Origin of the sequence: Rhizobium sp. 62_C5_N11_2 (assembly GCF_051811185.1) — a bacterium.
GTDB classification, from domain to species: domain Bacteria; phylum Pseudomonadota; class Alphaproteobacteria; order Rhizobiales; family Rhizobiaceae; genus Rhizobium; species Rhizobium leguminosarum.
Genome location: NZ_JBPWPW010000001.1, coordinates 1133499 through 1159555, shown reverse-complemented (window position 1 = coordinate 1159555; position 26057 = coordinate 1133499). Strand labels below are relative to the sequence as shown.

General features: G+C 61.4%; 24 protein-coding genes and 1 pseudogene. 13 read left to right on the top strand and 12 right to left on the bottom strand.

Annotation, left to right across the window (positions count from 1 at the left end; all coding sequences use genetic code 11):
* Nucleotides 1-26: 26 nt before the first annotated feature.
* The 4 genes from AB8B31_RS05885 to AB8B31_RS05870 all read right to left on the bottom strand — a co-directional run bounded on the left by AB8B31_RS05885 (nt 27) and on the right by AB8B31_RS05870 (nt 3072).
* Complete coding sequence (locus AB8B31_RS05885; RefSeq protein ID WP_131702362.1) at nt 27-332, bottom strand: hypothetical protein; 306 nt, start codon at nt 330-332, stop codon at nt 27-29.
* Complete coding sequence (locus AB8B31_RS05880) at nt 316-1803, bottom strand: type II and III secretion system protein family protein (RefSeq protein WP_439007422.1); 1488 nt, start codon at nt 1801-1803, stop codon at nt 316-318. The genes AB8B31_RS05885 and AB8B31_RS05880 overlap by 17 nt, the downstream gene beginning before the upstream one ends.
* Before the next feature lie 55 nt (nt 1804-1858).
* A complete protein-coding gene (gene cpaB / locus AB8B31_RS05875; RefSeq protein ID WP_047621474.1) occupies nt 1859-2776 on the bottom strand; it encodes a Flp pilus assembly protein CpaB in 918 nt (305 codons plus the stop codon).
* A 98-nt stretch (nt 2777-2874) separates the two neighbouring features.
* A complete protein-coding gene (locus AB8B31_RS05870) occupies nt 2875-3072 on the bottom strand; it encodes a Flp family type IVb pilin (protein ID WP_018241340.1) in 198 nt (65 codons plus the stop codon).
* A gap of 258 nt (nt 3073-3330) precedes the next feature.
* Here AB8B31_RS05870 and AB8B31_RS05865 point away from each other — a divergent pair, with 258 nt between their 5' ends.
* On the top strand, nt 3331-3861 hold the full coding sequence (locus AB8B31_RS05865) for an A24 family peptidase (RefSeq protein WP_131702287.1): 531 nt from the start codon (nt 3331-3333) through the stop codon (nt 3859-3861).
* A gap of 91 nt (nt 3862-3952) precedes the next feature.
* Here the strand turns inward: AB8B31_RS05865 and AB8B31_RS05860 are convergent.
* A pseudogene (locus tag AB8B31_RS05860) lies at nt 3953-4217 on the bottom strand (hypothetical protein); the annotation flags it as partial.
* Here AB8B31_RS05860 and AB8B31_RS05855 point away from each other — a divergent pair.
* On the top strand, nt 4122-5474 hold the full coding sequence (locus AB8B31_RS05855; protein ID WP_131702286.1) for a glutamine synthetase family protein: 1353 nt from the start codon (nt 4122-4124) through the stop codon (nt 5472-5474). The pseudogene AB8B31_RS05860 and the gene AB8B31_RS05855 overlap by 96 nt on opposite strands.
* Nucleotides 5475-5493: 19 nt before the next feature.
* Here the strand turns inward: AB8B31_RS05855 and AB8B31_RS05850 are convergent, their stop codons facing one another.
* Nucleotides 5494-6438 carry a diacylglycerol/lipid kinase family protein gene (locus AB8B31_RS05850; protein ID WP_047621471.1) on the bottom strand — a complete coding sequence of 315 codons (945 nt, stop codon included), beginning with the start codon at nt 6436-6438 and terminating at the stop codon, nt 5494-5496.
* Nucleotides 6439-6740: 302 nt separating this feature from the next.
* Between AB8B31_RS05850 and AB8B31_RS05845 the strand changes: the two genes are divergently transcribed.
* On the top strand, nt 6741-7985 hold the full coding sequence (locus tag AB8B31_RS05845; protein WP_205928167.1) for an MFS transporter: 1245 nt from the start codon (nt 6741-6743) through the stop codon (nt 7983-7985).
* Here AB8B31_RS05845 and AB8B31_RS05840 read toward each other — a convergent pair.
* The gene (locus tag AB8B31_RS05840) at nt 7944-8348 is read right to left on the bottom strand and encodes a winged helix-turn-helix transcriptional regulator (protein WP_131702285.1); all 405 of its coding nucleotides are present in this window, start codon (nt 8346-8348) and stop codon (nt 7944-7946) included. The two genes, AB8B31_RS05845 and AB8B31_RS05840, sit on opposite strands and share 42 nt — an antisense overlap.
* Nucleotides 8349-8451: 103 nt before the next feature.
* Between AB8B31_RS05840 and AB8B31_RS05835 the strand changes: the two genes are divergently transcribed.
* Nucleotides 8452-9465: a zinc-binding alcohol dehydrogenase family protein gene (locus AB8B31_RS05835; protein ID WP_131702284.1), complete on the top strand. Its 1014-nt coding sequence runs from the start codon at nt 8452-8454 to the stop codon at nt 9463-9465.
* 305 nt (nt 9466-9770) lie between these two features.
* The gene (gene mgtE, locus AB8B31_RS05830; protein WP_131702283.1) at nt 9771-11144 is read left to right on the top strand and encodes a magnesium transporter; all 1374 of its coding nucleotides are present in this window, start codon (nt 9771-9773) and stop codon (nt 11142-11144) included.
* Nucleotides 11145-11167: 23 nt separating this feature from the next.
* On the opposite strand, the gene AB8B31_RS05825 is transcribed toward mgtE, so the two are convergent.
* The gene (locus AB8B31_RS05825; protein ID WP_026230818.1) at nt 11168-11689 is read right to left on the bottom strand and encodes an Lrp/AsnC family transcriptional regulator; all 522 of its coding nucleotides are present in this window, start codon (nt 11687-11689) and stop codon (nt 11168-11170) included.
* A gap of 96 nt (nt 11690-11785) precedes the next feature.
* Between AB8B31_RS05825 and AB8B31_RS05820 the strand changes: the two genes are divergently transcribed.
* A complete protein-coding gene (locus tag AB8B31_RS05820; protein ID WP_131702282.1) occupies nt 11786-12691 on the top strand; it encodes a DMT family transporter in 906 nt (301 codons plus the stop codon).
* 97 nt (nt 12692-12788) lie between these two features.
* Here AB8B31_RS05820 and AB8B31_RS05815 read toward each other — a convergent pair whose 3' ends face one another.
* Together AB8B31_RS05815 and AB8B31_RS05810 are read right to left on the bottom strand one after the other, a co-directional pair.
* The gene (locus tag AB8B31_RS05815) at nt 12789-13403 is read right to left on the bottom strand and encodes a L,D-transpeptidase (RefSeq protein WP_017990864.1); all 615 of its coding nucleotides are present in this window, start codon (nt 13401-13403) and stop codon (nt 12789-12791) included.
* A gap of 135 nt (nt 13404-13538) precedes the next feature.
* Nucleotides 13539-15203, bottom strand: coding sequence for an electron transfer flavoprotein-ubiquinone oxidoreductase (locus tag AB8B31_RS05810; RefSeq protein WP_166480306.1), 1665 nt, complete (start codon nt 15201-15203; stop codon nt 13539-13541).
* Between the two features lie 252 nt (nt 15204-15455).
* Here AB8B31_RS05810 and AB8B31_RS05805 point away from each other — a divergent pair, with 252 nt between their 5' ends.
* A complete protein-coding gene (locus AB8B31_RS05805) occupies nt 15456-16244 on the top strand; it encodes an SDR family oxidoreductase (protein WP_131702280.1) in 789 nt (262 codons plus the stop codon).
* A gap of 10 nt (nt 16245-16254) precedes the next feature.
* On the opposite strand, the gene AB8B31_RS05800 is transcribed toward AB8B31_RS05805, so the two are convergent.
* Nucleotides 16255-17133: a phosphotransferase family protein gene (locus AB8B31_RS05800; protein ID WP_131702279.1), complete on the bottom strand. Its 879-nt coding sequence runs from the start codon at nt 17131-17133 to the stop codon at nt 16255-16257.
* 307 nt (nt 17134-17440) lie between these two features.
* On the opposite strand from AB8B31_RS05800, the gene AB8B31_RS05795 reads away from it, so the two are divergent.
* The 6 genes from AB8B31_RS05795 (at nt 17441) to AB8B31_RS05770 (ending at nt 24912) form a co-directional block, all read left to right on the top strand.
* A complete protein-coding gene (locus tag AB8B31_RS05795) occupies nt 17441-18736 on the top strand; it encodes an efflux RND transporter periplasmic adaptor subunit (protein WP_131702278.1) in 1296 nt (431 codons plus the stop codon).
* Nucleotides 18733-21849, top strand: coding sequence for an efflux RND transporter permease subunit (locus AB8B31_RS05790; RefSeq protein ID WP_439007421.1), 3117 nt, complete (start codon nt 18733-18735; stop codon nt 21847-21849). Before AB8B31_RS05795 ends, AB8B31_RS05790 begins: the two co-directional genes overlap by 4 nt.
* Nucleotides 21850-22068: 219 nt before the next feature.
* Nucleotides 22069-23361: an Hsp70 family protein gene (locus tag AB8B31_RS05785; protein WP_131702276.1), complete on the top strand. Its 1293-nt coding sequence runs from the start codon at nt 22069-22071 to the stop codon at nt 23359-23361.
* A 68-nt stretch (nt 23362-23429) separates the two neighbouring features.
* Nucleotides 23430-24332, top strand: a complete 903-nt coding sequence (locus AB8B31_RS05780; protein WP_131702275.1) for a uracil-DNA glycosylase — start codon at nt 23430-23432, stop codon at nt 24330-24332.
* A gap of 131 nt (nt 24333-24463) precedes the next feature.
* The gene (locus AB8B31_RS05775; RefSeq protein WP_131702274.1) at nt 24464-24655 is read left to right on the top strand and encodes a hypothetical protein; all 192 of its coding nucleotides are present in this window, start codon (nt 24464-24466) and stop codon (nt 24653-24655) included.
* 98 nt (nt 24656-24753) lie between these two features.
* Nucleotides 24754-24912, top strand: coding sequence for a hypothetical protein (locus AB8B31_RS05770; RefSeq protein WP_017990856.1), 159 nt, complete (start codon nt 24754-24756; stop codon nt 24910-24912).
* 99 nt (nt 24913-25011) lie between these two features.
* On the opposite strand, the gene AB8B31_RS05765 is transcribed toward AB8B31_RS05770, so the two are convergent.
* On the bottom strand, nt 25012-25884 hold the full coding sequence (locus AB8B31_RS05765; RefSeq protein ID WP_131702273.1) for a hypothetical protein: 873 nt from the start codon (nt 25882-25884) through the stop codon (nt 25012-25014).
* Nucleotides 25885-26057: the final 173 nt, after the last annotated feature.

The window sequence follows — 26057 nt, the reverse complement described above, 5'->3', positions numbered from 1 at the left end:
CTACCGCCGTTCATGCCTTTCGCCAGCTATTGGCTAACGGTGGCCACACTGGACGCCCCATTAGCCCCCATGGCCGGCGACGGCGGAACAACGCCCATCCCGCCGTTCTGGTACTGCGTGACCACCCTGCGGATCACCTTGCCGTCGCTTGCGATTCGGGTTCGCTGGGCTTCCGGCGGGAACGGGTCCTCGATATGGATGGCCTTGTTTGCTTCCACAGCATTCCCGAGCCCGAAGGTGATCGAGTCGCGATGGTTCATGTAGTCGGCGCAACCGGAAGCAAGGCCGACGGCTGCAAGGACGAAAAGGACGCGCTTAGCGTTTTGTAACAACAACTTGGCCTCCCTGGTTCAGGTCGAGACGATGGCCATAGGGCCCAGTCACGCCGACGCCATTGCGAAAGCGTCGGAGCATGTCCTTGTCGACTTCCAAGACACCGAGCGCGAAAAGTTCGACGTCATTGGACGAGCGCGTCTGATCGAGCGGACTGTAGAGGTCCTCACCCGGGCGGGCCGGTCGCACAATGTGCGGGGTGACGACGATAACGAGGTCGGATTCCTTCTTCTGGAAACTCGTCGAACGGAACAGTGCGCCGAGGATCGGTATCTTCCCGAGGCCCGGCAGTTGCTGGATATCTTTGGCATTGATCGACTGCAGCAGGCCCGCCATGGCAAAGCTCTGGCCGTCACGAAGCGCTACCGTCGTGCTGGCAGCGCGTGAGATGAAACCCGGATTGCCGTTGACGCTGATCGACGGATCAAGCTCGGAAACCTCAGGCTCGATCTCCAGATTGATGACGCCGTCGTCAAGCACCACCGGCTTGAAGGTCAGCCGCACACCAAAGGGGCGATAGTCCGTCTCGGTGGCGACTGTCGTGCCGTTGTTCGTCGTCTTCAGGATCGGCACTTCACCGCCGGCATGGAAGCTGGCGGTCGAGCCGCTCATGGCGATAAGGTTCGGCTGAGCCAGACGACGCACCAATCCCTTCTGCTCGAGCGCATTGATGACCACGTCGATGCGGCCGCCGGAGATTTCCAGCACCTTGGCGATCAACTGGCCGAAGGGCAGCATACCCGTTGCCGCACCCTTGGGGTCAAGGAGGCTACGGGCCAGGCTGCCGTCATCATTCACGGTGATACCCTGGCTGGTCGTTGCCTTGCCGATGCCGTTGTTGCCGTGCCCGGACCAACCGATCCCGAGGTCACGACCCGTCGTGCGTGAGGCTTCAATGATACGGACCTCCAGCATCACCTGCTGGCTGTCGCTGACGCGCAACTGGTTCAGCACCGGTTGGTCGGAATAGGACTGGGCGACTTCCATCACCCGCTGCAATTCAACGCCGTCACGGACCATGCCTGTCAGGCGAATGCGATTGTTGGAGTTGACCACGGTAACCCGGGCCGAGGGCGCGGCAGAGCGAATGGCGGCGGCGACTTCGGTGAAATCGCTGGCAACGCGGATGTCGATGACACCGAGAAGCGACTTGTCGTCGCCATAGACCGAGATATCGGTGGCGCCGATCTGCTTGCCGCGAATGAACAGCGACCGGTCGGAGAGCGGCACCACGTCGATCATATCGGCGCTGCCGATAACCAGATCGCCGAAGGGCTGGCCGGTATTGAGCGTCAGCGTCGCGTTCGGAGGCAACGTCACACGCTGGACCGATTTGCCGAGCGTGACCGACTTTTCCTGTGCGTTGGCGCAGCCGGCAAATCCGGGCCCTAAACACACACAGGCCGAAAACACTGCCGCCAGTGCCGCAAGGCTTTTCGTCCTTGCGATTCGTCTCTTACCGTTCGCCATGCCTGCTTTAGCCCCCTCCTTCGGCTGGCCGCACCTGCGGCAGGCCGCATAAACATCACTGGACCAGGCCGACTCGGTGCTCCTCGCGCTTCGTCGTGTTCCAGACCCCCACTGTTACCCACTTCGGCTCGACCGACAACACCGGCTCAACCTTTGGCTCCACAATCTGCACTTGTTTTTCAGGTTCTGGCAACTTATTCTTTTCCAGATCATTGCCGAGCTCTGCCGCCATCGCCCCGCCACCGAGGTCGGCGACGGTGATCTGCCGGGTTTGCTCGATGGAAGAAGAGGCAATATTGCGAAGCGCCAGCGACAGCGTGCCGATACTGGAGCCGAGGGTAAGGCGCTGCGCCTCATCGGTCGTGACCTCAAAGGTCACGGTTTTCACGACGGATGGCTCGTCCTTGCGCTCGTCTGCCGTCTGGTCCACCGCCAGCACCTTGACGCCTTGCAGCAGCACATCAACCAAGCTCTGATCGTTGCCCGCCGGCCCGCGCACGACCCGTGTCAGAAGCACGTCGACGCGATCGGAAGGCCTTACGAAGCCGGCAACGCCGAGCACGTCGTTGACGCGGATGGAAACCGCCTTCATGCCCTGGTCGAGCGCCGCCGACAGCGTGGCGCGTTCGCCGGCACCAGTGATTTTCGAGGATAGCACCGGCTCGCCGGGGTCGATCGCCGCCATGGCATAGCGGGGCTGGGCATCGCTGCCAACGACCGCCTCGATGCTGACGAACGAGCCTGCGGGCGTTTCATTCGAGGGCCACGGAATGGCCCTGAGATTTTCGGATCGGATCCGGTCACCGAAGCGCATTGGCTTGTCGGCGACAACGAGTGTTCTTTCCTCGGCCTTCATGCCGTTCATCGCCAGCAGCAGGGCCTTCTGATCGGAGAGATACTCGCGCATGCCGAACACTGCTGCTGCTGCGAGCACAAACGCAATAACGAGACTTAAAATCGTTGAGGAACGCATCGCGGTTACTCGCTACACTGGACGGAGCGCATCCATTCATTGATGCTAATTTAGAAGAGAGGGGTTAATAAAACCCCTCGCTTTTTCGAACGCCAATATCAGGCTGCCGGGGCGGTCAGGTTGGTCGTAAACCAGCCTGCCCAGCCGTTCCAAACGGTAGCCAGATTGGTGCCGGCCAATGTCACCGCCGTGATCACGCCACCAACCAGCAAGGCAAGCAGAATGAGGTATTCAGTGAGTGCGACGCCGTCTTCTTCCCGCGCGAAAGCGCGTACGCTATTTACAAAGGCTTTCATCGAGAATTTCCTCCCAGATAAGTTGTGCGCCGTATTCCCCCCGGCCGCCCTGTCGTCGAGACCGCCTCTTCGACTGGGACCATTAATAATCTCTTAACTCTAATTTAGTCAATCGTTTTATACGCAATCTCTCGACATCTATACTTTATGGTTAAGACCAAAGTCCCGGTGCCCATTCGTAAAAACTGACTCAGTCGTCTGGATTTACTGTAGAGCAACTTGAAAATCAGGCTATAATAGCCCAAAAGGGTGAATACCATGCCGCAAATGATCGATGTTATTAGTTCGCTTTCGGTATTTCTTTTTCTCTACGCCGCCTGGACCGATTTCCGCACATGGAAGATCCCCAACACGATCGTGCTCGCGCTCGTTGCACTTTATGCATTGCGCACGGTCGCCGTGATCCTTGGCTCACAGGATGTCGGCGCTGCGCTGTTTGCTTCGAGCGGAATTGGCGGCGACGTCGGAGCCGGTCTGCTGATGTTCGCCCTTGGGATGGCGCTCTGGGCGTTCCGGCTGTTTGGCGCAGGAGACGCCAAGCTTTTCCTGCCGATCGGCCTTTTTATCGGATGGCAGGGAATGCTGCCGTTTTCGTTTTTCCTCCTCGTGCTCGGCGTCGTGACGCTCCTGGTCCTGCGGCTGCCGGTGCCGCTGCCCGTCGCACATCTCGCCTTTTTCATGCGCGTCGAGGAAATCCGGGCGAGCCGGAAGGTACCTTATGGTGTCGTCATGGTTTCCGCCGCGCTCCTCACCTTGGCTTTGCCCATTATCCGACAGCAGCTACGTTGACCCGGCATCGACATAGCTGCTTTCTCGCAAGGGCCCCATTGCCAAGCAGGATGTTGCGCGCCTTGCAGATGCGGTCGATCTCTGGCCAATAGGCATTCAGCTTCTTGATGTCCGCGAAGGGATGCAGATGGTGCGCGGCGTCGGTCGCGGCAAGGTTGGGGGGCAAGTGTCGGGCATGACTGGGAAAAGAGCCCCGCGGATTGAAAGGCTTCTATCGATGGGATAGGAGCTTGGCCTTGCCCCGGAGGATTTTCAAGGTCATGGCGAGCGACAGGATGAACGGCAAGACCGATGGCGGCGACCCGCGTTTCGAGGTCCTGATCGTCGGCATGAGCGGCGACCTGCGCGGCAAGCAGCTTCCGCTCGACGCACAAGGTAAGGTCTGGGCCGGCGAGATCCGCCTGCCGACCTCAACGCAATCGCTCGACATCTGGGGCGACGACAATGACGACATCACCGGCCTGTCGCTGACGATCGGCGATCCCGACGGCATGGTCGTTGCCGACCGGCGCAGCCTGGCGCCGATGCCCTGGGCGCCGGAGGGCTCGATGCAGGTGCTCGCCACCATGCACGAATTCGACGGCAGCCCGAGCTTCATGGATCCGCGCGCCATCCTCGCCGCAGTGCTGGAGCGCTATGCCACGCGCGGCCTCACGCCTGTTGTGGCAACCGAGCTGGAATTCTACGTGATGTCGGGAGACTGGCGCGAGACCGGACGCCCTTCCCCGCCCGAAAGCCTTACTTATCGCGGCGAACCGAACGGTTTCCAGCTCTACGACATGAGCGCTGTCGACGCGCTCGACGGCTATCTCAGGACGCTGAGGGCCTATGCGAGCGTACAGGGGCTGCCGGCGGATGCGACGACGGCGGAATTCGGTCCGGGCCAGTTCGAGGTCAACCTGCTGCACCGCGCCGACGCGCTGGCAGCCGCCGATGATTGCCTCTATCTCAAGCGCATCGCCGAACAGTCGGCGCGCCGCCACGGGTTGAAATCGACCTGCATGGCCAAGCCCTATTCCGACCATGCCGGCTCCGGCCTGCATGTGCATGCGAGCATCATCGACCGGCAAGGCCGCAACATCCTCGACGCCAAGGGCGGCGAGCCGAAGCGGCTCAAATCGGTGACAGCGGGCCTGCTTAACACGATGCGCGAGGCGCAGCTGATCTTCGCTCCCTTCGCCAATTCCTACCGGCGCTTCCAGCCGGGCTCGTTTGCGCCTGTCGATCTGACCTGGGGCAGCGGTCATCGCGGCACGGCGATCCGCATACCCGACAAGGATGGGCCGGCCGCACGCATCGAACACCGCGTCGCCGGCGCCGATGCCAATCCCTATCTGCTGCTCGCCGCAATCCTTGGCGGCATGCTCACCGGTCTCGATGGCGAACTCGACCCCGGCGAAGAGACCACGCCCTCGCACACGTCTGTGAATACGACGCGACTGACGCATGATTTCCTCAGCGCCGTCGAGACCTTCCGCACCTCGCCCTTCATCGCCGATATCTTCGGCGCACGTTATCAGGCGCTCTATGGCGACACCAAGCGCAAGGAAGCGCTTGCGCATCTGCGCACGGTTTCGGATTTCGACTACCGCACTTATCTGCCGCGGCTCTGAAGACTATGCAGCGGCCGACTTATGCTGCGGGCTCGCGGCGTTCGCTGGCGTCCACCTGCGCCGCAAGGCCCTGCTTGACGAGGACCTTCAATTCGCCCGGATGCAGCCGGATCGAGACATCGCGTTGGAGCGGCAGCAACTCGCCGTCCATGACGCAATTGGCCTTGAAGCGCAGTTTGGGGAAATGCAGGTGCACTTCGGCCGGGTGCAGCACCATGACATCGGCATTCTCGCGGACCTTGCCGCGCAGCATGTCGACGGCGAGTCGGGCGACACCCAGAGGCTTCAGCGGATTTGCCGTGTAGAAGCCGAGTTCGCCGCTTGTCAAATTATCGGCGTAGAGCAGCGCATTCTCACCGAAGGGATTGTTGGAGACCGAGATCGCCGACACCCTACGGCGCTCCCGCATGCCGGCCGCCTCGAACTCGACCTCGAATTCCGGCGGGTTGAAGATAACACCCAAAGCCGCCTTCGTGCTTGCCCGGATCTTGCCCAGCCGGGAACGATAGCTGTAGGCGTTGCGGTAGCGCACCATGCGGGCATGCAGGCCGGCGGAAAACTGGTGGATGAAGGGACGGCCGTTGGCGCTGGCGATATCGACATTGTCGACCTCGCCGGAAGCAAGCACATCAAGCGCCTGCCAGATATCGAGCGGCACCCGCAGCGAGCGGGCAAAGAGGTTCATCGTGCCGGCGGGCACGACGCCGAGCGCAATTCCGTTTTTCCAGGCGATCGATGCCGCCGCCGAAATCGTGCCGTCGCCGCCGCCGGCGACGATACCGTCGATATCATCGCGCTTGGCCGCCCGCTCCATGGCGGGAATGATTTCCTTTCCTGAGAAGACGATGGCGTCGAAATCGTGTCCCGCTTCGCGGAAAGCCGCTTCCGCCCTCTTCTCATAGGCCAGCATGTCGGTGGTCTTGAAGGTACCGCCGTCGCGATTGAAAAAGCCTACAAGCTTCATGAGAGCTCCCGTCTCTGGCGCGGAAAATGCTCCTGCCTTGCCCTTGAGATGGTTGCAGTATCGGCGATTTCAAGCGCAGCCATCTTTCCGGAGAAAGGACAGAAATGCAAAAATTGCAATAGACGTATGCACATAGCAGGACGCTGCACTGCAAAAAATGCACTCGACGGCGACCGAGAGGTCACGGATAGATGGCGTATTGGAGACCTCGTCTCCACCTCCCGCCATTTCCCACCGATCGGCTCGCGGCCGCGCCTGCGCCAGGGGCCATTGCCAAGCAGAAACCGCCTCGAGGAGCTCTCGTGAGTGAGATTGCCGCCAATATTTCAGTCGATAGTCGGGACTCCATTGATAGCCAGGATGAAGAGCTGCCGTCGGCAATGACCGTGGCGCTGGTCCAATTGGCGCTGGCCTGCGGCGGCTTCGGCATCGGCACCGGCGAATTCGCGATCATGGGGCTGCTGCCCAATGTCGCCGACACCTTCTCAGTCACGACGCCACAAGCCGGCTACGTCATCAGCGCCTATGCGCTCGGCGTCGTCGTCGGCGCACCCGTCATTGCCGTGCTCGCCGCGAAGATGGCGCGCCGCACCCTGCTTTTGACGCTGATGCTGATCTTTGCCGCCGGCAACATATCAAGCGCCATGGCGCCGACCTTCGAAAGCTTCACGCTGCTGCGTTTCGTCAGCGGCCTGCCGCACGGCGCCTATTTCGGCGTCGCGGCCCTTGTCGCCGCCTCGATGGTGCCGGTGCATCGCCGCGCCCGTGCCGTTGGCCGCGTCATGCTCGGCCTGACCGTTGCGACACTTCTCGGCACGCCGTTGACGACATTCTTCGGCCAGTCACTCGACTGGCAGGTGGCGTTTTTCTCGGTCGGCGTGCTCGGCCTGCTGACGGTGGCGCTGATCTGGTTCTGCGTTCCGAAGGACAGGGTTTCCGAGGAAGCTGGCTTCCTGCGCGAACTCGGCGCCTTCCGCCGGCCGCAGGTGTGGCTGACGCTCGGCATCGCCGCCGTCGGTTACGGCGGCATGTTCGCGATGTTCAGCTATATCGCCTCGACGACGACTGAGGTGGCTATGCTCCCGGAAACAGCCGTTCCGATCATGCTGGTCCTTTTCGGCGTCGGCATGAACGCGGGCAATTTCATCGGCTCGTGGCTCGCCGACAAATCGCTGCTCGGCACGATCGGCGGGTCGCTCATCTATAATGTCGTCGTGCTGACCACCTTCTCGCTGACCGCCGCCAACCCCTATATGCTCGGCCTTTGCGTCTTCCTTGTCGGCTGCGGTTTTGCCGCCGGCCCGGCGCTGCAGACGCGGCTGATGGATGTCGCCGCCGATGCGCAGACGTTAGCGGCCGCTTCCAACCATTCCGCCTTCAACATCGCCAATGCGATCGGCGCTTGGCTCGGCGGTCTCGTCATCGCCGCAGGCTACGGTTTTGCGGCGACCGGCTACGTCGGTGCGGTGCTATCCTTCCTCGGCCTCTTCGTCTTTGCAGCCTCGCTACGCCTCGAGCGCCGCGACGGGAGCGCGCAGGCCGTCTGAGGCCAGGCGCAGCTCGCGGCCTTCCGGGCGGCAGAAGACATAATCGTCACCCCAGGCCGCCAACGCCTGGATGACGGGCTTCAGCGTCATGCCGAGCGGCGTCATTGCATATTCCACCCTCGGCGGCACGACCGGATAGACGGTGCGTGATACCAGACCGGAATCTTCCAATTCACGCAGTTGCTTGGTCAGCATGCGCTGGGTCACGGCCGGCAGCTTACGCCGCAATTCATTGAAGCGCAGGGTTCCTTCCATCAGATGAAAGAGGATCACGCCCTTCCACTTCCCGTCGAGGTAAGTCAGCGTCGCTTCGACCGGGCAGCCGGGGAAATTCTTGACGAGCTTGGCGCGCGGCAATGACATTTTACAGTATCCTTTTGGGTACTACGTACAGAATTTGTGCATTCTTGCGTTGTCAGACCATAGTGCGCATCTAGCTTCCGTGCAACGAACACAGGAGTTTCCCATGCGCGCCGTCGCCTATAAAACGCCCCAACCGATCTCCGCCGAGACCTCGCTGATCGATGTCGAGCTGCCGATGCCGGAGGCTAGGGGCCACGATCTGCTCGTCGAAATCAAAGCCGTTTCGGTCAATCCCGTCGACGTGAAGGTGCGCGCCCATTCCGCACCGCCCGCGGACGAGCTCAAGGTGCTCGGCTGGGATGCCGCCGGCATCGTCAAGGCCATCGGCACTGATGTCACCCTGTTCAGCCCCGGCGACGAGGTGTTCTACTCCGGGGTCATCAGCCGCCCGGGCAGCAATGCCGAATTCCATCTCGTCGACGAGCGCATCGTCGGCACCAAACCGAAAAGCCTCGATTTCGCTGCTGCGGCCGCCCTGCCGCTGACCTCGATTACGGCCTACGAAGCGCTGTTCGACCGGCTAAAGGTGCAGGACGCGGTTTTAGGAGCGGGACGCTCCATCCTGATTATCGGCGGCGCTGGCGGCGTTGGCTCGATCGCCATTCAGATCGCCCGAGCATTGACCGATCTGACGGTGATCGCCACGGCCTCGCGGCCGGAGACGCAGGACTGGGTGAAGGAACTCGGCGCGCATCACGTCGTCGACCATTCCAAACCGATCGCGCCGCAGGTGGCAGCGCTCGGCATCGGCGCGCCGGGATTCATATTCTCGACCACCAATACAGACAGCCATATTGGCGACATCGTCGAAGCGATTGCGCCGCAGGGCCGCTTCGCATTGATCGACGATCCGAAGACGCTCGACATCGTGCCCTTCAAGCGAAAGGCCGTCTCAGTTCATTGGGAGTTGATGTTCACCCGCCCGCTCTACGGCACGCCTGACATGATCGAGCAGCACAAGCTGTTGAACAGGGTTTCCGAGCTCGTCGACGGCGGAAAGATCCGCACGACGCTTTCAGAGATCGTCGGGCCAATCAATGCGGCAAACCTCAAGACGGCGCATGCCATGGTCGAAAGCGGCAGGATGAAGGGCAAGGCTGTGCTTGCAGGATTCTGAGATTCCAGCCAGCAGGCCCGGTATTTCCCGCAAGGTCGTATAAACCCGCCTGGAATGCCGCATCGCAGGGTGCGACATTCTGGCGTTAAGCATTTACCCCGCTTGACTTTTTCCGCGTTCGGGACCACCTAGCACTCACGTGGACGACACTCGTCAGCCACGGATTTCAACGGAGCCATCATAACGATGCCAAGCGACAGTAGCAGTCGATTGCCCTTGCCGTACGCGACCCTCGTGCGCTGACCGACTCCTGTCGGCTCGCCCGATCGGACGCTACGGCGGATCGACGGAAAGGCGAGCCTCAAATGAATATCAATCGCTTCCCTCTTCGGGCAGGCCATGCCGCCCGTGCCTTCATCAACAACAGCCGCGGCGCAACGATCGCCGAACGCGTCGAAGCGTTGAACGCGCTGAGCGTCCAGGACGCCGGGCGTGTTCTATGCGGCATGCCGCTCGACTATGCGGTCAACATTCTCGACCGGCCGGAGCTTCGCAACGCCCCACAGATTCTTGCGCTGATCAGCGCCGAGGACGCCGCACGGCTGCTGCACGGCATGTCCAACGACCGCGTCGCCGACGTGCTGCTTGAACTCGACGGCGAGACTCGCGCCCGGCTGTTCTCCAGCCTCGACGAACCGGTGCGCATCGCGATCCAGCACCTGATGGGCTATCCGCCGCGCACGGCCGGCGGCATCATGACCACGGAGTTCGTCAGCGTGCCTGATAGCTGGACCGTCGCCCGCACACTCGACCATGTGCGCCAGGTCGAACGCTCGCGCGAGACCGTCTACGCCATCTATGTGCTGGACGAGGTCAGCCATGCGCTGCTGCATGTGGTGACGCTGCGTCGCCTCATCACCGGCGAGCCAGACGCTTCGATCCTCTCGGTGGCACAGAAGGGCGCGCCGGTTTCGGCGGATCCGCTGATGAAGCAGGAGGATGTCGCCCGGCTGATCCGCAAGCACGACCTGCTCGCCTTGCCCGTCACCGACGAACATGGGCAGATGCTCGGCATCGTCACTGTCGACGACGTGATCGACACGATGATATCGGACACGACGGAAGCGGCCCAGAGGTTCGGCGGCATGGAGGCGCTCGGCCAGCCCTACATGAAGATCAGCTTCGCTGGCATGATCCGCAAGCGCGCCGGCTGGCTCGCAGCCCTGTTCCTCGGCGAGATGCTGACGGCAAGCGCCATGCAGCATTTCGAAGGCGAGCTGGAAAAGGCCGTGGTGCTGACGTTGTTCATCCCGCTGATCATGAGCTCGGGCGGCAATTCCGGTTCGCAGGCGACCTCGCTGATCATCCGGGCACTGGCGCTCGGCGAGCTGAAGCTTTCGGACTGGTGGAAGGTGCTTTTGCGCGAACTGCCGACGGGCGTCGTGCTCGGCGCGATCCTCGGCCTCGTCGGCTTCGTCCGCATCGTCTTCTGGCAGTCGGCCGGGCTCTACGATTACGGCCCGCACTGGCAGATGGTCGCCGTCACGGTGTTTGCCGCCCTGATCGGGATCGTCACCTTCGGCTCGATCTGCGGCTCGATGCTGCCCTTCGTGCTGCAGAAGCTCCGGCTCGATCCGGCCAGCGCCTCGGCCCCCTTCGTCGCCACGCTGGTCGATGTCACCGGGCTCGTCATCTACTTCTCGGTGGCGCTGCTCATCCTCAGCGGGACGCTGCTCTAACCTGCAAGCATGCCCGAGGGGAATTATTTTCCCTCGGGCAGTTTCAGCGGCCCGTGCGTCTTGATGCTGCGGATGGCGAAATTCGAGCGGATGTCGCTGACATTCGGCAAGGTCAACAGCGTTTCGGTCAGAAGCCGTTCGTAGGCGGCGAGATCCTCCACTACCACTTCGGCAAGGAAATCGGCCGTGCCTGAAATCAGGAAGCAGGAGACGATCTCGGGGATGGCGAGCAGAGCCTTCTGCTGCGCCTCGGAATTTTCGCGGCTGTGCTGGACGACCTTGAATTCGACGAAGACGGTGAGGCCGAGACCGACTTCCTTGCGATCGATATCCGCGGTGTAACCGCGGATGATCCCGGAGCGTTCGAGATTGCGGATGCGGCGCAGGCAGGGCGACGGCGAAAGGTTCACCTTCTCGGCGATCTCGACATTGGTGGCCCGCGCATCCTCCTGCAGGCACTTCAGGATGGCGATATCGAATTTATCGAGATTTGGCATTTTCGTGATCCCTGCTGGCATAAGTTGGCAGAAGATTGCGCATAGCATGATTTTTAAGCCATAGATAGCAAGGACATGCCCTGACCTCTGGCGCTAGTCTTCTCTTCAACCGGACAGGCTCCGGATGAAAGAAAGGACAGAACGATGACCACCATTGCTTTCACGAACGACAAGTCGCCGTCGCAGGTACTGGGTTATGCCGGCGGCACTATTACCGTGCTGATCTGGGCGACATGGTTTCTTGTCACCCGCCACAGCGCAGCAACGCCGCTCGGCTCGATCGACATCGGGCTGATCCGCTTCGGAATTCCGGCGCTGGTGCTTTCACCCGTCTGGCTGAAGACGGGGCTGCTGCCGAAGGCCCTGCCACTTCACCTGCTGGCAATCATGGTGTCAGGCTCCGGCGCCGTCTTCTTCCTGCTGACGACGCTGGCAATCCACTCGACGCCGGCCGCCTCCTCAGGGATCCTGCTCGGCGGCTCCATGCCGCTTGCCGCGGCGCTGATCGGCATTGTGCTGTTTCGTGAAAGACCCGACAGCACCCGCATCGCTGGGCTCGTTGCGATCGTCGCCGGCGTGCTGATCCTGCTCACGCGCAGCCTTGCGGACGCCTCGCTGCCATGGATGAGCTTCGTGCTGTTGCCGGCCGGCGCCGTTTTATGGGCAAGCTATACGCATGCCTTCCGCCGCTCGGGCCTGACCGCCGTGCAGGCGAGCGCCTTGATCGCCGTCTGGTCCTTCCTGATCATGGGCGCGCTCGCCCTCATCTTCGGCATCTCGCTGCCACAGGTTCCTCTTCAGGAGATCGGCCTGCAGGTGCTGAGCCAGGGCGTTCTTTCCGGCCTCGTCGCCATGGTCGCCTACGGCACCGCCGTCAGAACACTCGGGGGAACACAGGCCGCCGCCTTCACGGCGCTGACGCCGGTGCTCGCAACGCTTGGCGGCGGCTTGCTGCTTGGCGAAGCCATCGGCATGACGGAAATCAGCGCCGCCGTGATCACCGGCATCGGCGTGGCGCTTTCGACTGGTATTGCGGCACCGCGCCGCTGAAATCCAACACCAACGGCAGATGAAAGCCGCCTGCAGCCATCGCTGCGGCGGCTTTTTCAATGGAGACGGCGTCCTTACCGAGCTTCGAACGGCCAAGTCAGGCCTGGATGACGACGACCCTGGCGCCGACCTCGACGCGGCTATAGAGGTCGATCACGTCGTGGTTCATCATGCGGACACAGCCGCTCGACATGGCGAGACCAATCGATTGCGGCTGGTTGGTGCCATGAATGCGAAAATGGGTATCGTTGCCGCCGCGAAAGAGATACATGGCCCGCGCACCGAGCGGGTTGTTCGGGCCGCCCGGCATGCCGCCGGCAAGCTTGCGATAGCGCTCTTCACGGCGCTGCATGTTTTCGGTGGGCGTCCAGCTCGGCCACTCGGCCTTGCGGCCGATATAGGCGTTACCTGCAAAGGCCAGCCCCTCGCGACCGACACCGACACCATAACGCATCGCCCTGCCCCCGCCGAGGACGTAATAGGCGCGGCGCGCGGGTGTATCGACGATCACGGTGCCGGCAGCATGGGTGGTTTCGTAGGCCACTTCCTGGCGGCGGAGCTCCGGCTTGATCTTGTCGATCGGCACCTGCTTCAACGGGAATTTTTCGTCCGGAAGTGCAGCATAATTGGTCTGGCTGTTCAGACCGGTCGAAGAGCAGCCGGCCACGAAAAGCGGCAGGGCGATCAGGAAGCCCCGGCGGGAGATCGTCATGAATGTGTCCTTAGTGCGTCAACACGATGTCGCAAGCTAAGGAAATTATGGTTAACGAACGGCTAACAGCCTCCGGCAGGAGGCGATCACGAAGGCGTCAGCACGTGAAATTGTCGGCCGCGAGGACAAGCCGCCTCACATGTTCGGATAGACCGGCCCCTCGCCGCCCTGCGGCGGCACCCAGTTGATGTTCTGGTTGGGGTCCTTGATGTCGCAGGTCTTGCAGTGCACGCAGTTCTGGGCGTTGATGACGAAGACGTCCTTGCCATCCTTTTCCACCCATTCATAAACGCCGGCCGGACAGTAGCGCGTCGACGGGCCGGCATAGATGTCGTGTTCCGAAGTCTTCTGCAGCGCCATGTCCTTGACCTGCAGATGCACCGGCTGGTCCTCCTCGTGATTGGTGTTCGACAGGAACACCGAGGACAGCCGGTCGAAGGTCAAGACGCCATCGGGTTTCGGATAGGCGATCGGCTTGTGCATCGAGGCAGGTTCGAGCGACTGCGCATCGGTCTTGCCATGTTTCAGCGTGCCGAAGACGGAAAAGCCGAACAGCGTGTTGGTCCACATGTCGAAGCCGCCGAGCGCAACGCCAAGTGCGGTACCGAACTTCGACCACAGCGGCTTGACGTTGCGCACCCGCTTCAAATCCTTGCCGATGTCGCCCTTGCGCCATTCATTCTCGATCTCGGTCACTTCGTCATGGCTGCGGCCTGAAGCAATCGCCGCGGCGATCTTCTCGGCGGCCAGCATGCCCGACAGCACCGCATTGTGGCTGCCCTTGATGCGCGGCACGTTGACGAGACCGGCCGAACAGCCGATCAGCGCCCCGCCGGGGAAGGAAAGCTTCGGCACCGACTGGTAGCCGCCCTCGGTGATGGCGCGAGCGCCATAAGACAGCCGCTTGCCGCCCTCGAAGGTGGTGCGGATCGCCGGATGGGTCTTGAAGCGCTGGAATTCCTCGAAGGGATAGAGATAGGGGTTCTTGTAATTGAGGTGGACGACGAAGCCGACCGCCACCAGATTGTCTTCCAGGTGATAGAGGAAGGAGCCGCCGCCGGTCTTCATGCCGAGCGGCCAGCCGAAGGAGTGCTGCACCAGGCCCGGCCGATGGTTCTCGGACTTCACCTGCCAGAGCTCCTTGATGCCGATGCCGAATTTTTGCGGTTCACGGTCTTTCTGCAGATCGAACTTGGCAATCAGCTGCTTGGCGAGCGAGCCGCGCACACCCTCGCCGATCAGCACATATTTGCCGAGCAGTTCCATGCCGCGGGTATAGTTCGGGCCGGGTTCGCCGTTCTTCTCGATGCCCATGTCGCCGGTGGCGACCCCGATGACGGCACCCTCGTCATTGTAGAGCACCTCGGTTGCAGCAAAACCCGGATAGATTTCGACGCCGAGTTCTTCGGCCTTGGTCGCCAGCCAGCGACAGGCGAGCCCGAGCGAGACGATGTAGTTGCCGTGATTGTTCATCAGGGGCGGCATCAGCACATTCGGCAGGCGAACAGAGCCGGCCGGACCAAGCAGCAGGAAGTGATCTGATGTGACCTTGGTCTTGAACGGATGATCGGCCTCGTCGCGCCAGCCGGGCAACAGCCGGTCGATGCCGATCGGGTCGACCACCGCGCCCGAGAGGATATGCGCGCCAACTTCCGCGCCCTTCTCCAGCACGACGACGGAGAGTTCCGGATTGACCTGCTTCAACCGGATCGCCGCCGCAAGACCGGCAGGACCGGCGCCGACAATCACCACGTCGAATTCCATGCTCTCGCGTTCGGGCAGCTCAGTCGTCTCGGTCATTCACTCGTCTCCGCTTGGCGGCACGCGGCCGTCATCCCCGTCATGGCACTTTCTTGTCAAAACGACAAAGCATTGTCGAGCCGGGATACGACAGCCAATCTTCCAATTCGCACAATGATGACGTCTCGTGGGGCAGAATTACATAACGCTTACGTCAACGTCAATTATCAAACGCTGCCGAACCGGTCACATTCCCTTTCCTTTTCCGCTGCTTGCGCCTTATACATCGCTCTGACATATCGGAGGACAATCATGGATCTCGGCATCAAGGGCAAACGGGCACTCGTCCTCGCCTCTTCGCGCGGCCTCGGCCTCGGCATCGCCGTGGCGCTGGCGCGGGAAGGCGCAAACGTGCTGCTCTGCGGGCGCAGCGGCGAACAGCTGGACGCCAATTGCAAGGCGATCAATGGCGAAGGCAAAGGCCGGGCCGACTGGATCTGGGCCGACCTCGGGGACGAACGCTTCGTGGAGATGACGACGACGGCGGTGAAGGAGAAGTTCGGCGGGCTCGATATCCTCGTCAACAATACCGGCGGACCGACGCCCGGCACGACGGAGGACATGACGGGCGAAAAGCTCGAAAGCTATTTCCTCTCCATGGTCGCTCGGGTGATCACGCTCACCAATGCGCTGCTGCCCGGCATGAAGGCGCAGGGCTGGGGCCGCATCCTCACGGTTGCCTCATCCGGCGTGATCGAACCGATTGCCAATCTGGCGCTGTCGAATACGCTGCGCCCGGCCCTTGCCGGGTGGAGCAAGACGCTTGCCTCCGAAGTGGCGAGCTTCGGCGTCACCACCAACCTGCTCCTGCCGGGCAGTATCCTGACGGCGCGGCTCGACGATCTCGATGGGGCTGCGGCAAAGCGGACTGGCAAGAGCCTCGAGGAGATCCGTACCGACAAGGAAGCGCGCATTCCGGTCGGCCGCTACGGCAGGGTCGAGGAATTTGCCGCAACCGCTGCCTTCCTGTGCAGCCAGCCGGCAAGCTACATCACCGGCTCGCTCATCCGCTGCGACGGCGGCGCGGCGCGGTCGGTCTGACCATTCCCTCTCAGCCGACGCGGGCCGCCGCCGCCCATGTCGCCGCACTTCGGATCATCTGTTCGACGTAAGCCGGATCGTCCGCAAATTCGGCGAGTTCGGAAAGACGATGGAAACCCGTCAGGATCGCAATACGCCGCCGGTCGAGCCTGCGTCCAGTCAGCATTTCATAGGCCGATACGATGCGGGCGGTCAGATCGGGCGAGATGAAGTTCGAATAGATGAATTCCTGATGCAACGGGCCAAAGCCTGAATCGCCAAAATCATAAATGCCATTCAGCCGCTTTTGCGCATGGTCGAAGGCCATGTTCCAGCCATGACCATCGAAGAAGCCGTAGATGCTGCCGTAAGGATCGGGCGGCAAGGCTTCGAAATCGGAAATGATGGCCTGGGCAAAGCTCTTGATGTCAGGCGGCAGCAGCGGCAAAGCCCTCGTTCGCACCGTCTCCGGCGATTGCCATGGCTGGATCGCGCCGGCACCGGCCGAGCGCAGGCGATCGGCATCGAGCACGTGCAACTCGGCGTAAAAGCGGGCGAGATCTTCGGCGAGATGCTGACGATCGCCTTCACCAAGCGCATCGTAATCTTCGGCGATGAGATGTTCGCCGTCGAGCTTGGCATGGCTGGAGAAGATCGGCGGCCCGTCATGAATGCGCATATCTGGAACCGCCATCGACAACGACGGCCGAACGATGTCGAGCAAGGCGGCTTCCTTCTGAAGCGCTCTTTCCGCGCCGAGATTGCGAGGAAACTTGAAGATCAGCGTGTCGTCAACGTCGACCGCCATCGAATCCCAGCCCTTCGCCGCCAGCTTGAAGACGGAGGCCGTGAGTTCAGGAAACACACTTATGATGAGAGAACGAAATTCGCTGGCGTCCAACTCGGTCATGACGACCTGCCTTCTCTGGTTTTTTCCGTGTTCTTCGCGGGGGGCAAATGACGGCGCACGGATCGACATCGTCTTGTCGCGAGCCGCCTGCCCTCCGCCGTCAAACGGCGTCGGGTTACACTGGGACTATATTAGTATAGTTTGAATATTACGGAATATTCATTACAAAAATTTAAGCCGTTATAACCACTTAGTGATCACGACCCGGGAATTATGTCTTTTTTGCGCCGCAATATAAGTGGCTCAATCGGGGCATAAAATTCGCAACCTTGCCCCCCGCAACCTTGCCCAAAGACCGGTATCGCCCATGAAGAAATTTTGGATCACCATCAGCGTTATCGCCGTTGCCGCCGTCGGCGTCTGGCAATTCGGGAATCGGGTCCCTTATGCCTCTCGCATTCCCTACCTCTCGCAGTTCATCAAGCAGCCGGAAACCGGCAATGGCGGCGGGCAGCAGGCACAGGCAGATCAGGGGCAAGATGGCGGGCAACATCAGGGCGGCGGGCGCAGACGCGGTGGTGGCGGCCCGACCGTCGTCAAAACAGTCGCAGCCGTGACGACGACGCTGCCGATGGATGTGACGGCGTCCGGCTGGGCCAATGCCGATGACAATACGACCATTGCCGCACAGGAACAGGGCCTGATCGTCAGCATCAATGCGCAGGATGGGGCGACGGTCAAAGCCGGGGACCTGATCGCCAAGCTGGACGATCGGACGGCCAAGGCGACCGTCGACAAGGACAATGCGATGATCGTGCGCGACACGGCAACCCTTTCGGAAGCCGAAACCGCATTGACGCGCGCGCAGGACCTCTTCGATCAGAAGGCCGGCACCCAGCAGAGCCTCGACCAGGCGGTCGCCGCCCGTGATACCGCTGCAGCCACGGTCGACGCCGACAAGGCGTCGCTGGCCTCCGATCAGATCTTGCTCGAGCACACCGATATCCGCGCTCCCTTCGACGGCCGGCTCGGCGATATCGCTGTCAGCAAGGGCGCTTTCCTCAGTGCCGGCGCGGCAATCGTCACTATTGCGAAATACGATCCGATCTACGTGAAATTCCACCTGCAGGAACGCTATCTCAGGGAGCTGAAGAGCGCCTTGGCAGCCGGTCCGGTCGAGGTCAGCACCGCCCCCAATTCCACAAAGGGGCAAGTGCGAAAGGGCGAAATCAGCTTCTACGACAACACGGTCGATACGGCCTCGGGCACGATCCTCGCCAAGGCGAAATTCGAGAATGCCTCCGGCGCTCTCTGGCCCGGCCAGTCGGTCAACATCGTCGTGCATTTCAACAATGACCAACAGCAAGTGGTGGTGCCGACGGTTGCCGTCAGCCCTGGTCCGGAGGGTTTCTTCGCCTTCGTCGCCAAGGACGGCAAATCGCATCTGACGGCCGTCACCGTTGCCCGCGCGAACGGCGGCTTCACCGCCATAGAATCGGGCCTTCAGGCAGGCGATCACGTCGTCGTCGAGGGCCAGGGCCAGCTCAGCGACCAGCAGGCGATCAACGAGCAGTTCGATGAAAAGACGCTTGATGTCGCCTCCGCCGAAGAGCCTCGGCAACAGCAGCCATCCGAGACGATCGCGGTGGGAGCTCAGCAATGATCCCGAATTTCTGTATCCAGCGCCCCGTCGCGACGACGCTGCTTGCGATCGGCGTCATTCTGGCCGGTCTTGCCGGTTATCAGCTCGTACCCGTCGCAGCGCTACCGCAGGTCGACTTTCCCACCATCAACGTTTCGGCACAGTTGAGCGGCGCCTCGCCGCAGACGATGGCGACCTCGGTTTCGACGCCGCTGATCAAGCAGTTCGAGACCATTCCCGGGATCACCGAAATCAGCGCCTCCAGTTCGCTCGGCAGCACCAGCATCGTGCTGCAGTTCGACCTCAGTCGTAATATCGATGCGGCCGCAGCCGACGTGCAGGCCGCGATTTCACATGCCACCCGGCAACTGCCCGACAATCTGACGACGCCGCCGAGTTATCGCAAGACGAACCCGGCCGATGCGCCTGTCATGCTGCTCTCGGTGCAGAGCAACACCATGCCGCGCAGCAAGCTTGACGACATCGCCGAGAACATCATCTCGCCGTCGCTTTCGACGCTTCCCGGCGTTGCCCAGGTCAGCGTCTACGGTGCGCAGACCTATGCCGTGCGCGTCGAGGTCGATCCCAATAAGCTTTTGACCCGCGGCATCGGCATCGACACCGTGAACAAGGCGCTTGCTGCCGCCAACAGCCAGCAGCCTGTGGGAACGCTGCAGAACAATTCGCAGAGCATGACCATCACGGCGAACACGCAGCGCACCAGCGCCGAACAATTCCGTTCGCTCGTCATTGCCAATCCGAACGGCGCGCCGATCCACCTCGGCGATATTGCCGATGTGCAAGACAGTGTTGAGAACCAATATACCGGCAGCTGGTATGACGGCCAACGCGGCATCATCCTCGCCATCCAGCGCCAGCCGGATGCCAACACGGTCGATGTCGTCGATGCGATCAACGCCAAGCTGCCGCAGCTTCACGCCGAAATCCCGCCTTCCGTCAACACGGTCGTCATGAATGACGCCGCAAAGCCGATTCGCGATGCCATCTCCGACGTGAAGTTCACGCTGCTCCTAACGATCGGCCTCGTCGTTCTCGTCATCTACCTCTTTACCGGCCATGCGACAGCAACGATCATTCCCGGGCTTGCCGTTCCGCTGTCGCTGATCTCGACCTTCGGCATGATGTATGTGCTCGGCTACAGTATCGACAACATCTCGCTGCTCGGACTAACGCTCGCGGTGGGGCTCGTGGTGGATGACGCCATCGTCATGCTCGAGAACATTCTGCGCCATGTCGAGGATGGCATGCCGGTGCGGGAAGCGGCGATCAAGGGTGCGGGCGAAGTCAGCTACACCATCATTTCCATGTCGGTTTCGTTGATCGCGGTCTTCATCCCGATCCTGCTGATGGGCGGCGTTGTCGGCCGCGTGTTCAACGAATTCGGCATGGTGGTTGCGATTGCGATCATCTCTTCGGCAATCGTCTCGCTGACCGTGACGCCGATGCTCGCCTCGCGTCTGTCCAACCACCAGAGCCGCCCGCCGCTCATGATCCGCATCTTCGATGCCGGCTTCGAACGGACGCTTCGCGGCTATGACAGGGCTGTCGGCTGGTGCCTTCGCCACCGCCCCACGATCCTCGGCGTTTTCCTCGCTTCGGTGGCACTGACGATCTATTTCTTCATGACGCTGCCGACAAGCTTCTTCCCACAGGAGGATATCGGCCGCCTGACGATCAGCACGCAGGCCCGGCAAGACATTTCCTATTCGGCCATGGAGGCGCTGCAGCAGCAGGCGGCAGCCGTCGTCAAGGCGAACCCGGCGGTCAACCATGTGATGTCGACGATCGGCGGCAACCCGAACAAACCGCAGAACAACGGCTCGATGTTCGTCGAACTCAAGGACAAGGACCAGCGTGCGCCGCTTGACCAGACGCTGCGCGAGCTGCGCACGGCGATCAACAAGATCCCCGGCCTGCAGGCCTTCGTGACACCGAACCAGAGCCTGCGCTTCGGCGGTCGCCAGACGGCCAGCCAATATCAGCTGGTGGTGCAGGCGCTGAGTGCTGATCAGACCAACCTGTGGGCCGGCAAGATCCAGGCGGCGATGCGTAAGGACCGGCTGTTCACCGACGTGACCTCGGATGCCCAGAACAACGCCCTGCAGGCCAACATCGTCATCGATACCGAGCGGGCAGCCGCCTACGGGATCGACAATGATACGCTGCGCACGACGCTGCAGGAATCCTTCAGCGGATATGCAGCGGCGGAAATCCAGTCTACCGGCGACAGCTACGACGTCATCGTCGAATACGACACCAGCAAGCCCTGGGACGACCAGAAGCTCTCGGAAATTCGTGTCGCCTCGGCCAATGGCAGCCTGGTGCCGCTTTCAAACTTCGCGCATGTCGAGCGCACGGTCGGCCCGGTCACCATCAACCAGACCGGCCAGCTGGTCTCGACCACCGTTTCCTTCAACCTGCCGGAAGGCGTCTCGCTTAGCGACGCGACGGCGGCAATCGACCAGATCAAGACGGAAATGAGCATGCCGGCCGACGTTTTCACTTCCTATGGCGGTACAGCTGAGATTTTCGAGCAGTCTCAGGGCAATACGCCATACCTCATCCTTGCGGCGGTGCTGACCATCTATGTCGTGCTCGGCGTACTCTACGAGAGCTTCATCCACCCGCTCACCATTCTGTCCGGCCTGCCGGCCGCGGCATTCGGTGCGCTGTTGGCGCTTGATATCATGGGTTTCGACCTGTCGATCATCGCCCTTATCGGCCTGCTGATGCTGATCGGCATCGTTAAGAAGAACGCGATCATGATGATCGACGTGGCGGTGGAGACCATGCGCACGACCGGCGAAAAGGCGACGGTGGCGATCCACGAAGCCTGCGTGCGACGCTTCCGACCGATCATGATGACGACCTTCTGCGCCCTGCTCGGCGCCTTGCCAATCGCGCTCGGCACCGGCGCAAGTTCCGAACTGCGCCAGCCGCTCGGCATCGCCGTCGTCGGCGGCCTGATCGTCTCGCAGATGCTGACGCTCTTCATCACCCCGGTCATTTTCGTCGAGATGGACCGCTTCGGAAACTTCCTCGGCCGCCTGATCGGCCACAAGAAGGTCGAGGAGCCGGAGGTGCAGGAGGCAAGGGCAATGGCCGCCGAGTGATGACGGCCCTCTGAGTTCGGCATTGCCAATTGATCCTTGCGGCGCACTTCTTCTTCCAACCGGGAGAAGAAGTGCGCCCGCGATCACATCAACTTCCGCTCCTCTTGAATGTGTCGCGCCCCTGTGGCATCACCCGCCCTCCTGAATCCGGGCGTGCTTGCGCCCTTTCGCGGAGCGATGCTCCGTCTCCAATAACGATCGGCATGAAGAGGTGCGGGCATGGCTCAGGCGCTGGGTTTCGACTTCGGCACGACGAATACGGTTCTCGCCATGGCGGATGGCGGGGCGACGCGCTCGATGGCGTTCACGAGCACGGAGGGTACGGCCGACAGCATGCGCACGGCGCTTTCCTTCATGAAGGATGCCCAGCTCGGCGCGTCAGCGCTGAAGGTGGAGGCGGGCCATGCAGCGATCCGCCAATTCATCGACAATCCCGGCGAATGTCGCTTCCTGCAGTCGATCAAGACTTTTGCGGCAAGCGCGCTGTTCCAGGGCACGCTGATCTTCGCCAAACGGCATAATTTCGAGGATCTGATGGAGGTCTTCGTGCGGCGCCTGCGCAACTATGCCGGCGACCACTGGCCTTCCGATGTCAGCCGTATCGTCACCGGCCGGCCGGTGCATTTTGCCGGCGCCAGCCCCGATCCGGCGTTGGCGACCGAACGATACAATGAGGCGCTGTCGCGCTTCGGTTTTCCCGAGATCCACTATGTCTATGAGCCGGTCGCCGCTGCCTTCTACTTCGCGCAGAACCTGAAGCAGGATGCCACCGTACTGGTTGCCGATTTCGGTGGCGGCACGACCGACTATTCGCTGATCCGCTTCGAGACCGTTGCCGGCAAGCTGACGGCAACACCGATCGGCCATTCCGGCGTCGGCGTCGCCGGCGATCACTTCGACTACAGGATGATCGACAACATCGTCGCACCGCTGATCGGCAAAGGCAGCCATTTCAAGAGCTTCGACAAGATTCTCGAAGTGCCGTCCAACTACTATTCCAGCTTCGGCCGCTGGAACCAGCTGTCGATCTTCAAGACCACGCGCGAATTCGAGGATCTGAAGAAGCTGGTACGCACCAGCCTGGAACCGGAAAAGCTCGAAATCTTCATCGACCTCATCGACCATGACGAGGGCTACCCGCTCTATCAAGCTGTGTCGGCGACGAAGATGGCGCTCTCGGCCGCGGAGGAGGCGCCTTTCGATTTCGCGCCGCTTGGTCGCGGTGGGCATCGCAGCATCAAGCGCAGCGATTTCGAAGGCTGGATCGCCGATGATCTCGCCCGCATCGAAGGCGCGCTCGACGACGTGCTCGACAAGACCAAGACGAAGCCTGCGGAGATCGATAAGGTGTTCCTCACCGGCGGCACCTCCTTCGTGCCGGCGGTGCGCCGCATCTTCACCGAACGCTTCGAGCGCGACCGGATCGAAAGCGGCGGCGAGCTGTTGTCGATCGCCCACGGCCTGGCGCTGATCGGCGAACGCGAGGACATCGCGCAATGGACTGTGCAATAGAGCAGACAAGGGCGGGCAATCTCCCGCCCACCCTTTCAATGCCCCTGTCACTCCGCTAAGCTTGCCGCATGATCTCCGCCAACGACCTCTCCCCCGCCGAGCTTGCAGCGCTTCTGCATTTCCATGCGGATGCCGGCGTGGAATGGCTGCTGGAGGAAGAGGCTATCGACCGTTTCGCCGAGTTCGAGGCGATGAAGGCCGCCCGCCGCCCGGCGGCGGCACAGGCGCAGCAGCAACGTCCCGCCGCTGGGGAACGCCCTGCCTCAGGTCAGGCACCGCCGCGTCCGAATACAGCGGCGCGCCCGGCGCCTGCCGAACGTGCATCTTCCAGCCCGCAACCGGCGATCCCGGATGGCGAGGCGGTGCAGCAGGCCCGCTTCGTCGCCGAAACCGCGCGATCGCTCAGTGAGCTCAAGACCGCGATCGAATCTTTCAACGGCTGCAACCTCAAGCACAGTGCCCGCTCGACCATCTTTGCCAGCGGCAATGCCGAAAGCGGGATCATGGTGATCGGCTCGGCGCCGAGCGCCGAAGACGATCGCGAAGGCATGCCCTTCTCGGGAAAATCCGGCCAGTTGTTCGACAAGATGCTGACGGCGATCGGGCTGACGCGCTCAGCCATACTGTTGACGCAGGTCATCCCCTGGCGACCACCTGGCAATCGTGCGCCCTCGGCGGCGGAAATGGACATCTGCCGACCCTTCATCGAGCGGCAGATCGCGCTTGCCGAACCCAAGGCGATCCTGCTGCTGGGCAATTTTTCGGCGCGCTTCTTCTTCGGCGAAAGCGATACGATTCACGGCCTGCGCGGCCATTGGAAAGAGATTGGCGTTGCGGACTGTGTCATTCCTGCCATAGCCAGCCTGCATCCGCAGGATCTGTTAACCGCACCTGTAAACAAGCGGCTGGCCTGGAATGACCTGCTCGCCTTTCAAGCGAAGCTTAAGTCCCTATCTTTGCTTAGAAATTAGCCAAAGTTGAATAATTTATGAATCAATCTATGCGATTTTCGCATGGCTGCATCCCGCCGTGATGCATTGCGGAATCTATGTTGCATCGCAATATCAGCTGTGTCTTGGGAGGAATCACAGGAACCAAGGCCATGAACAAGCGTTTTCGTCCTATCCATAGCGGGTTTGAAACCCTTCGCCTCGCCGGCGACCAGGTTCGTTGCACTCAAGGCTACAGCCGTTTCGGCTTTGCCACGAACGAACAGATGATTGCCCGCGGCACCGGCATCAACAGCCGTACGTCGCGCCCGAACGCCATCTTTTCGGACTTCCAGCAATATTGAGCAGGAATTCAACGCGTCGCAGCGTCCTTTGCGCGTCTTAAAAGGACGCGCAGCGCTGTAGGCGCTTCGCCTGCCCTTCGTCTCAAGAGTACCCCAACATGTCGACGATCCTGATATCGCTTCTGCGCAACATCGAAACATTCGAGCATATCCGCGTTGCCGTCTGCGCCGCGCGGGAATATGAGCGCGAGCTTTCGGTCAAGCCGGCCGATGCCGGAACGCGCAATGGCGCAGGTACAGCGGCGATCGTTCTCTAGAGCAATTCCGTTTTTCCGAGTCACGGAAATGCTCTATCTCTTTGTTTTCGCGCATTCCAGACGCAAAACCGCTGCGCACTTTTGCTGGAATTGCTCTAATCAGATGGCCATTTCGTCGATCTGGGCTTTCGCCCATTCGAAGGCTTCGTCGACATAGGCGAACTTGACCGCCTGCCAAGCGCAATATTCCTCGACGAAATCCCGCGATATCCATAGGTGCGTCTTGCGCGGCTCGTCATACCAGCCGACGCAGCCACGTTGCGCCGCTTTTGCCAGCAGCCGCTGCAGATGGGTGCGCGACATCATGAAATCGGCAGCGAGCGCACGGGTTTCGACACGGCCGACAGACAGCCTCCCCGGCTCGCTGCTTTTCAAATCCATCCGGGCGATGAAGTTGTCGACGACGAGGCCGCCGGCTTCCGTCCAGAGGAACAGCGCCACCTGCTCCGGCGGTTCGCGCCAGGCGGCATCTTCGAGGCAATGGCGGGCAATGCGCGGCTGAATGAGCCGCATCAGTGATGGATTTGCCTGAAAAGACACTGCCCTTTGACCGCCGTCGAGCAGATCGAGCGCGCCGAGATTGGAGAAAATCCAGGCAAACATCCCCTGATGGCTGACGTCGGCCGGTTCGAAATGACGTGGCCGCCGCCGCTCGTCGCCGGGTGTGTGGGTTATGAAGCGGTAGGTATAGAGTTCCTCGATGAAGGCGAGCACGGTGTTGCGGCTCGCCACCTTGTGCGCGGTGATGCGCCCGGTCAACCGCACGGCGGTGAAACCCGACGTCGGGTCGCGCGGATCATATTCCAGGTGGAGGGCATAGGCAGTCTGGGTCAGAAGCCAGCGCTGATGCGAGGCGAGCAGTCGCGCCAGCCGCGGACCAGCATCAAACATGCCGCGCATCTGCCCAGCTAAAAAGCGAATGCTCATCAGAAAGGAAGAGTTCCCCACCAATTGCTCCGCTGTGAATGCCATTATGCTTTTCTCCACCTCCGCTCGCCGGCCAGCGTTCGGAGCAACGACACCCAGAGCTCCTCCGGCATCAGCGGCCATTCAGACATGCACAGCTTGGAATAAATGATACTCTCTCATGTTCAACAATCATATTCCACAGGCCGGCGGTATCCCAAGAATTCACCATTCTTTTC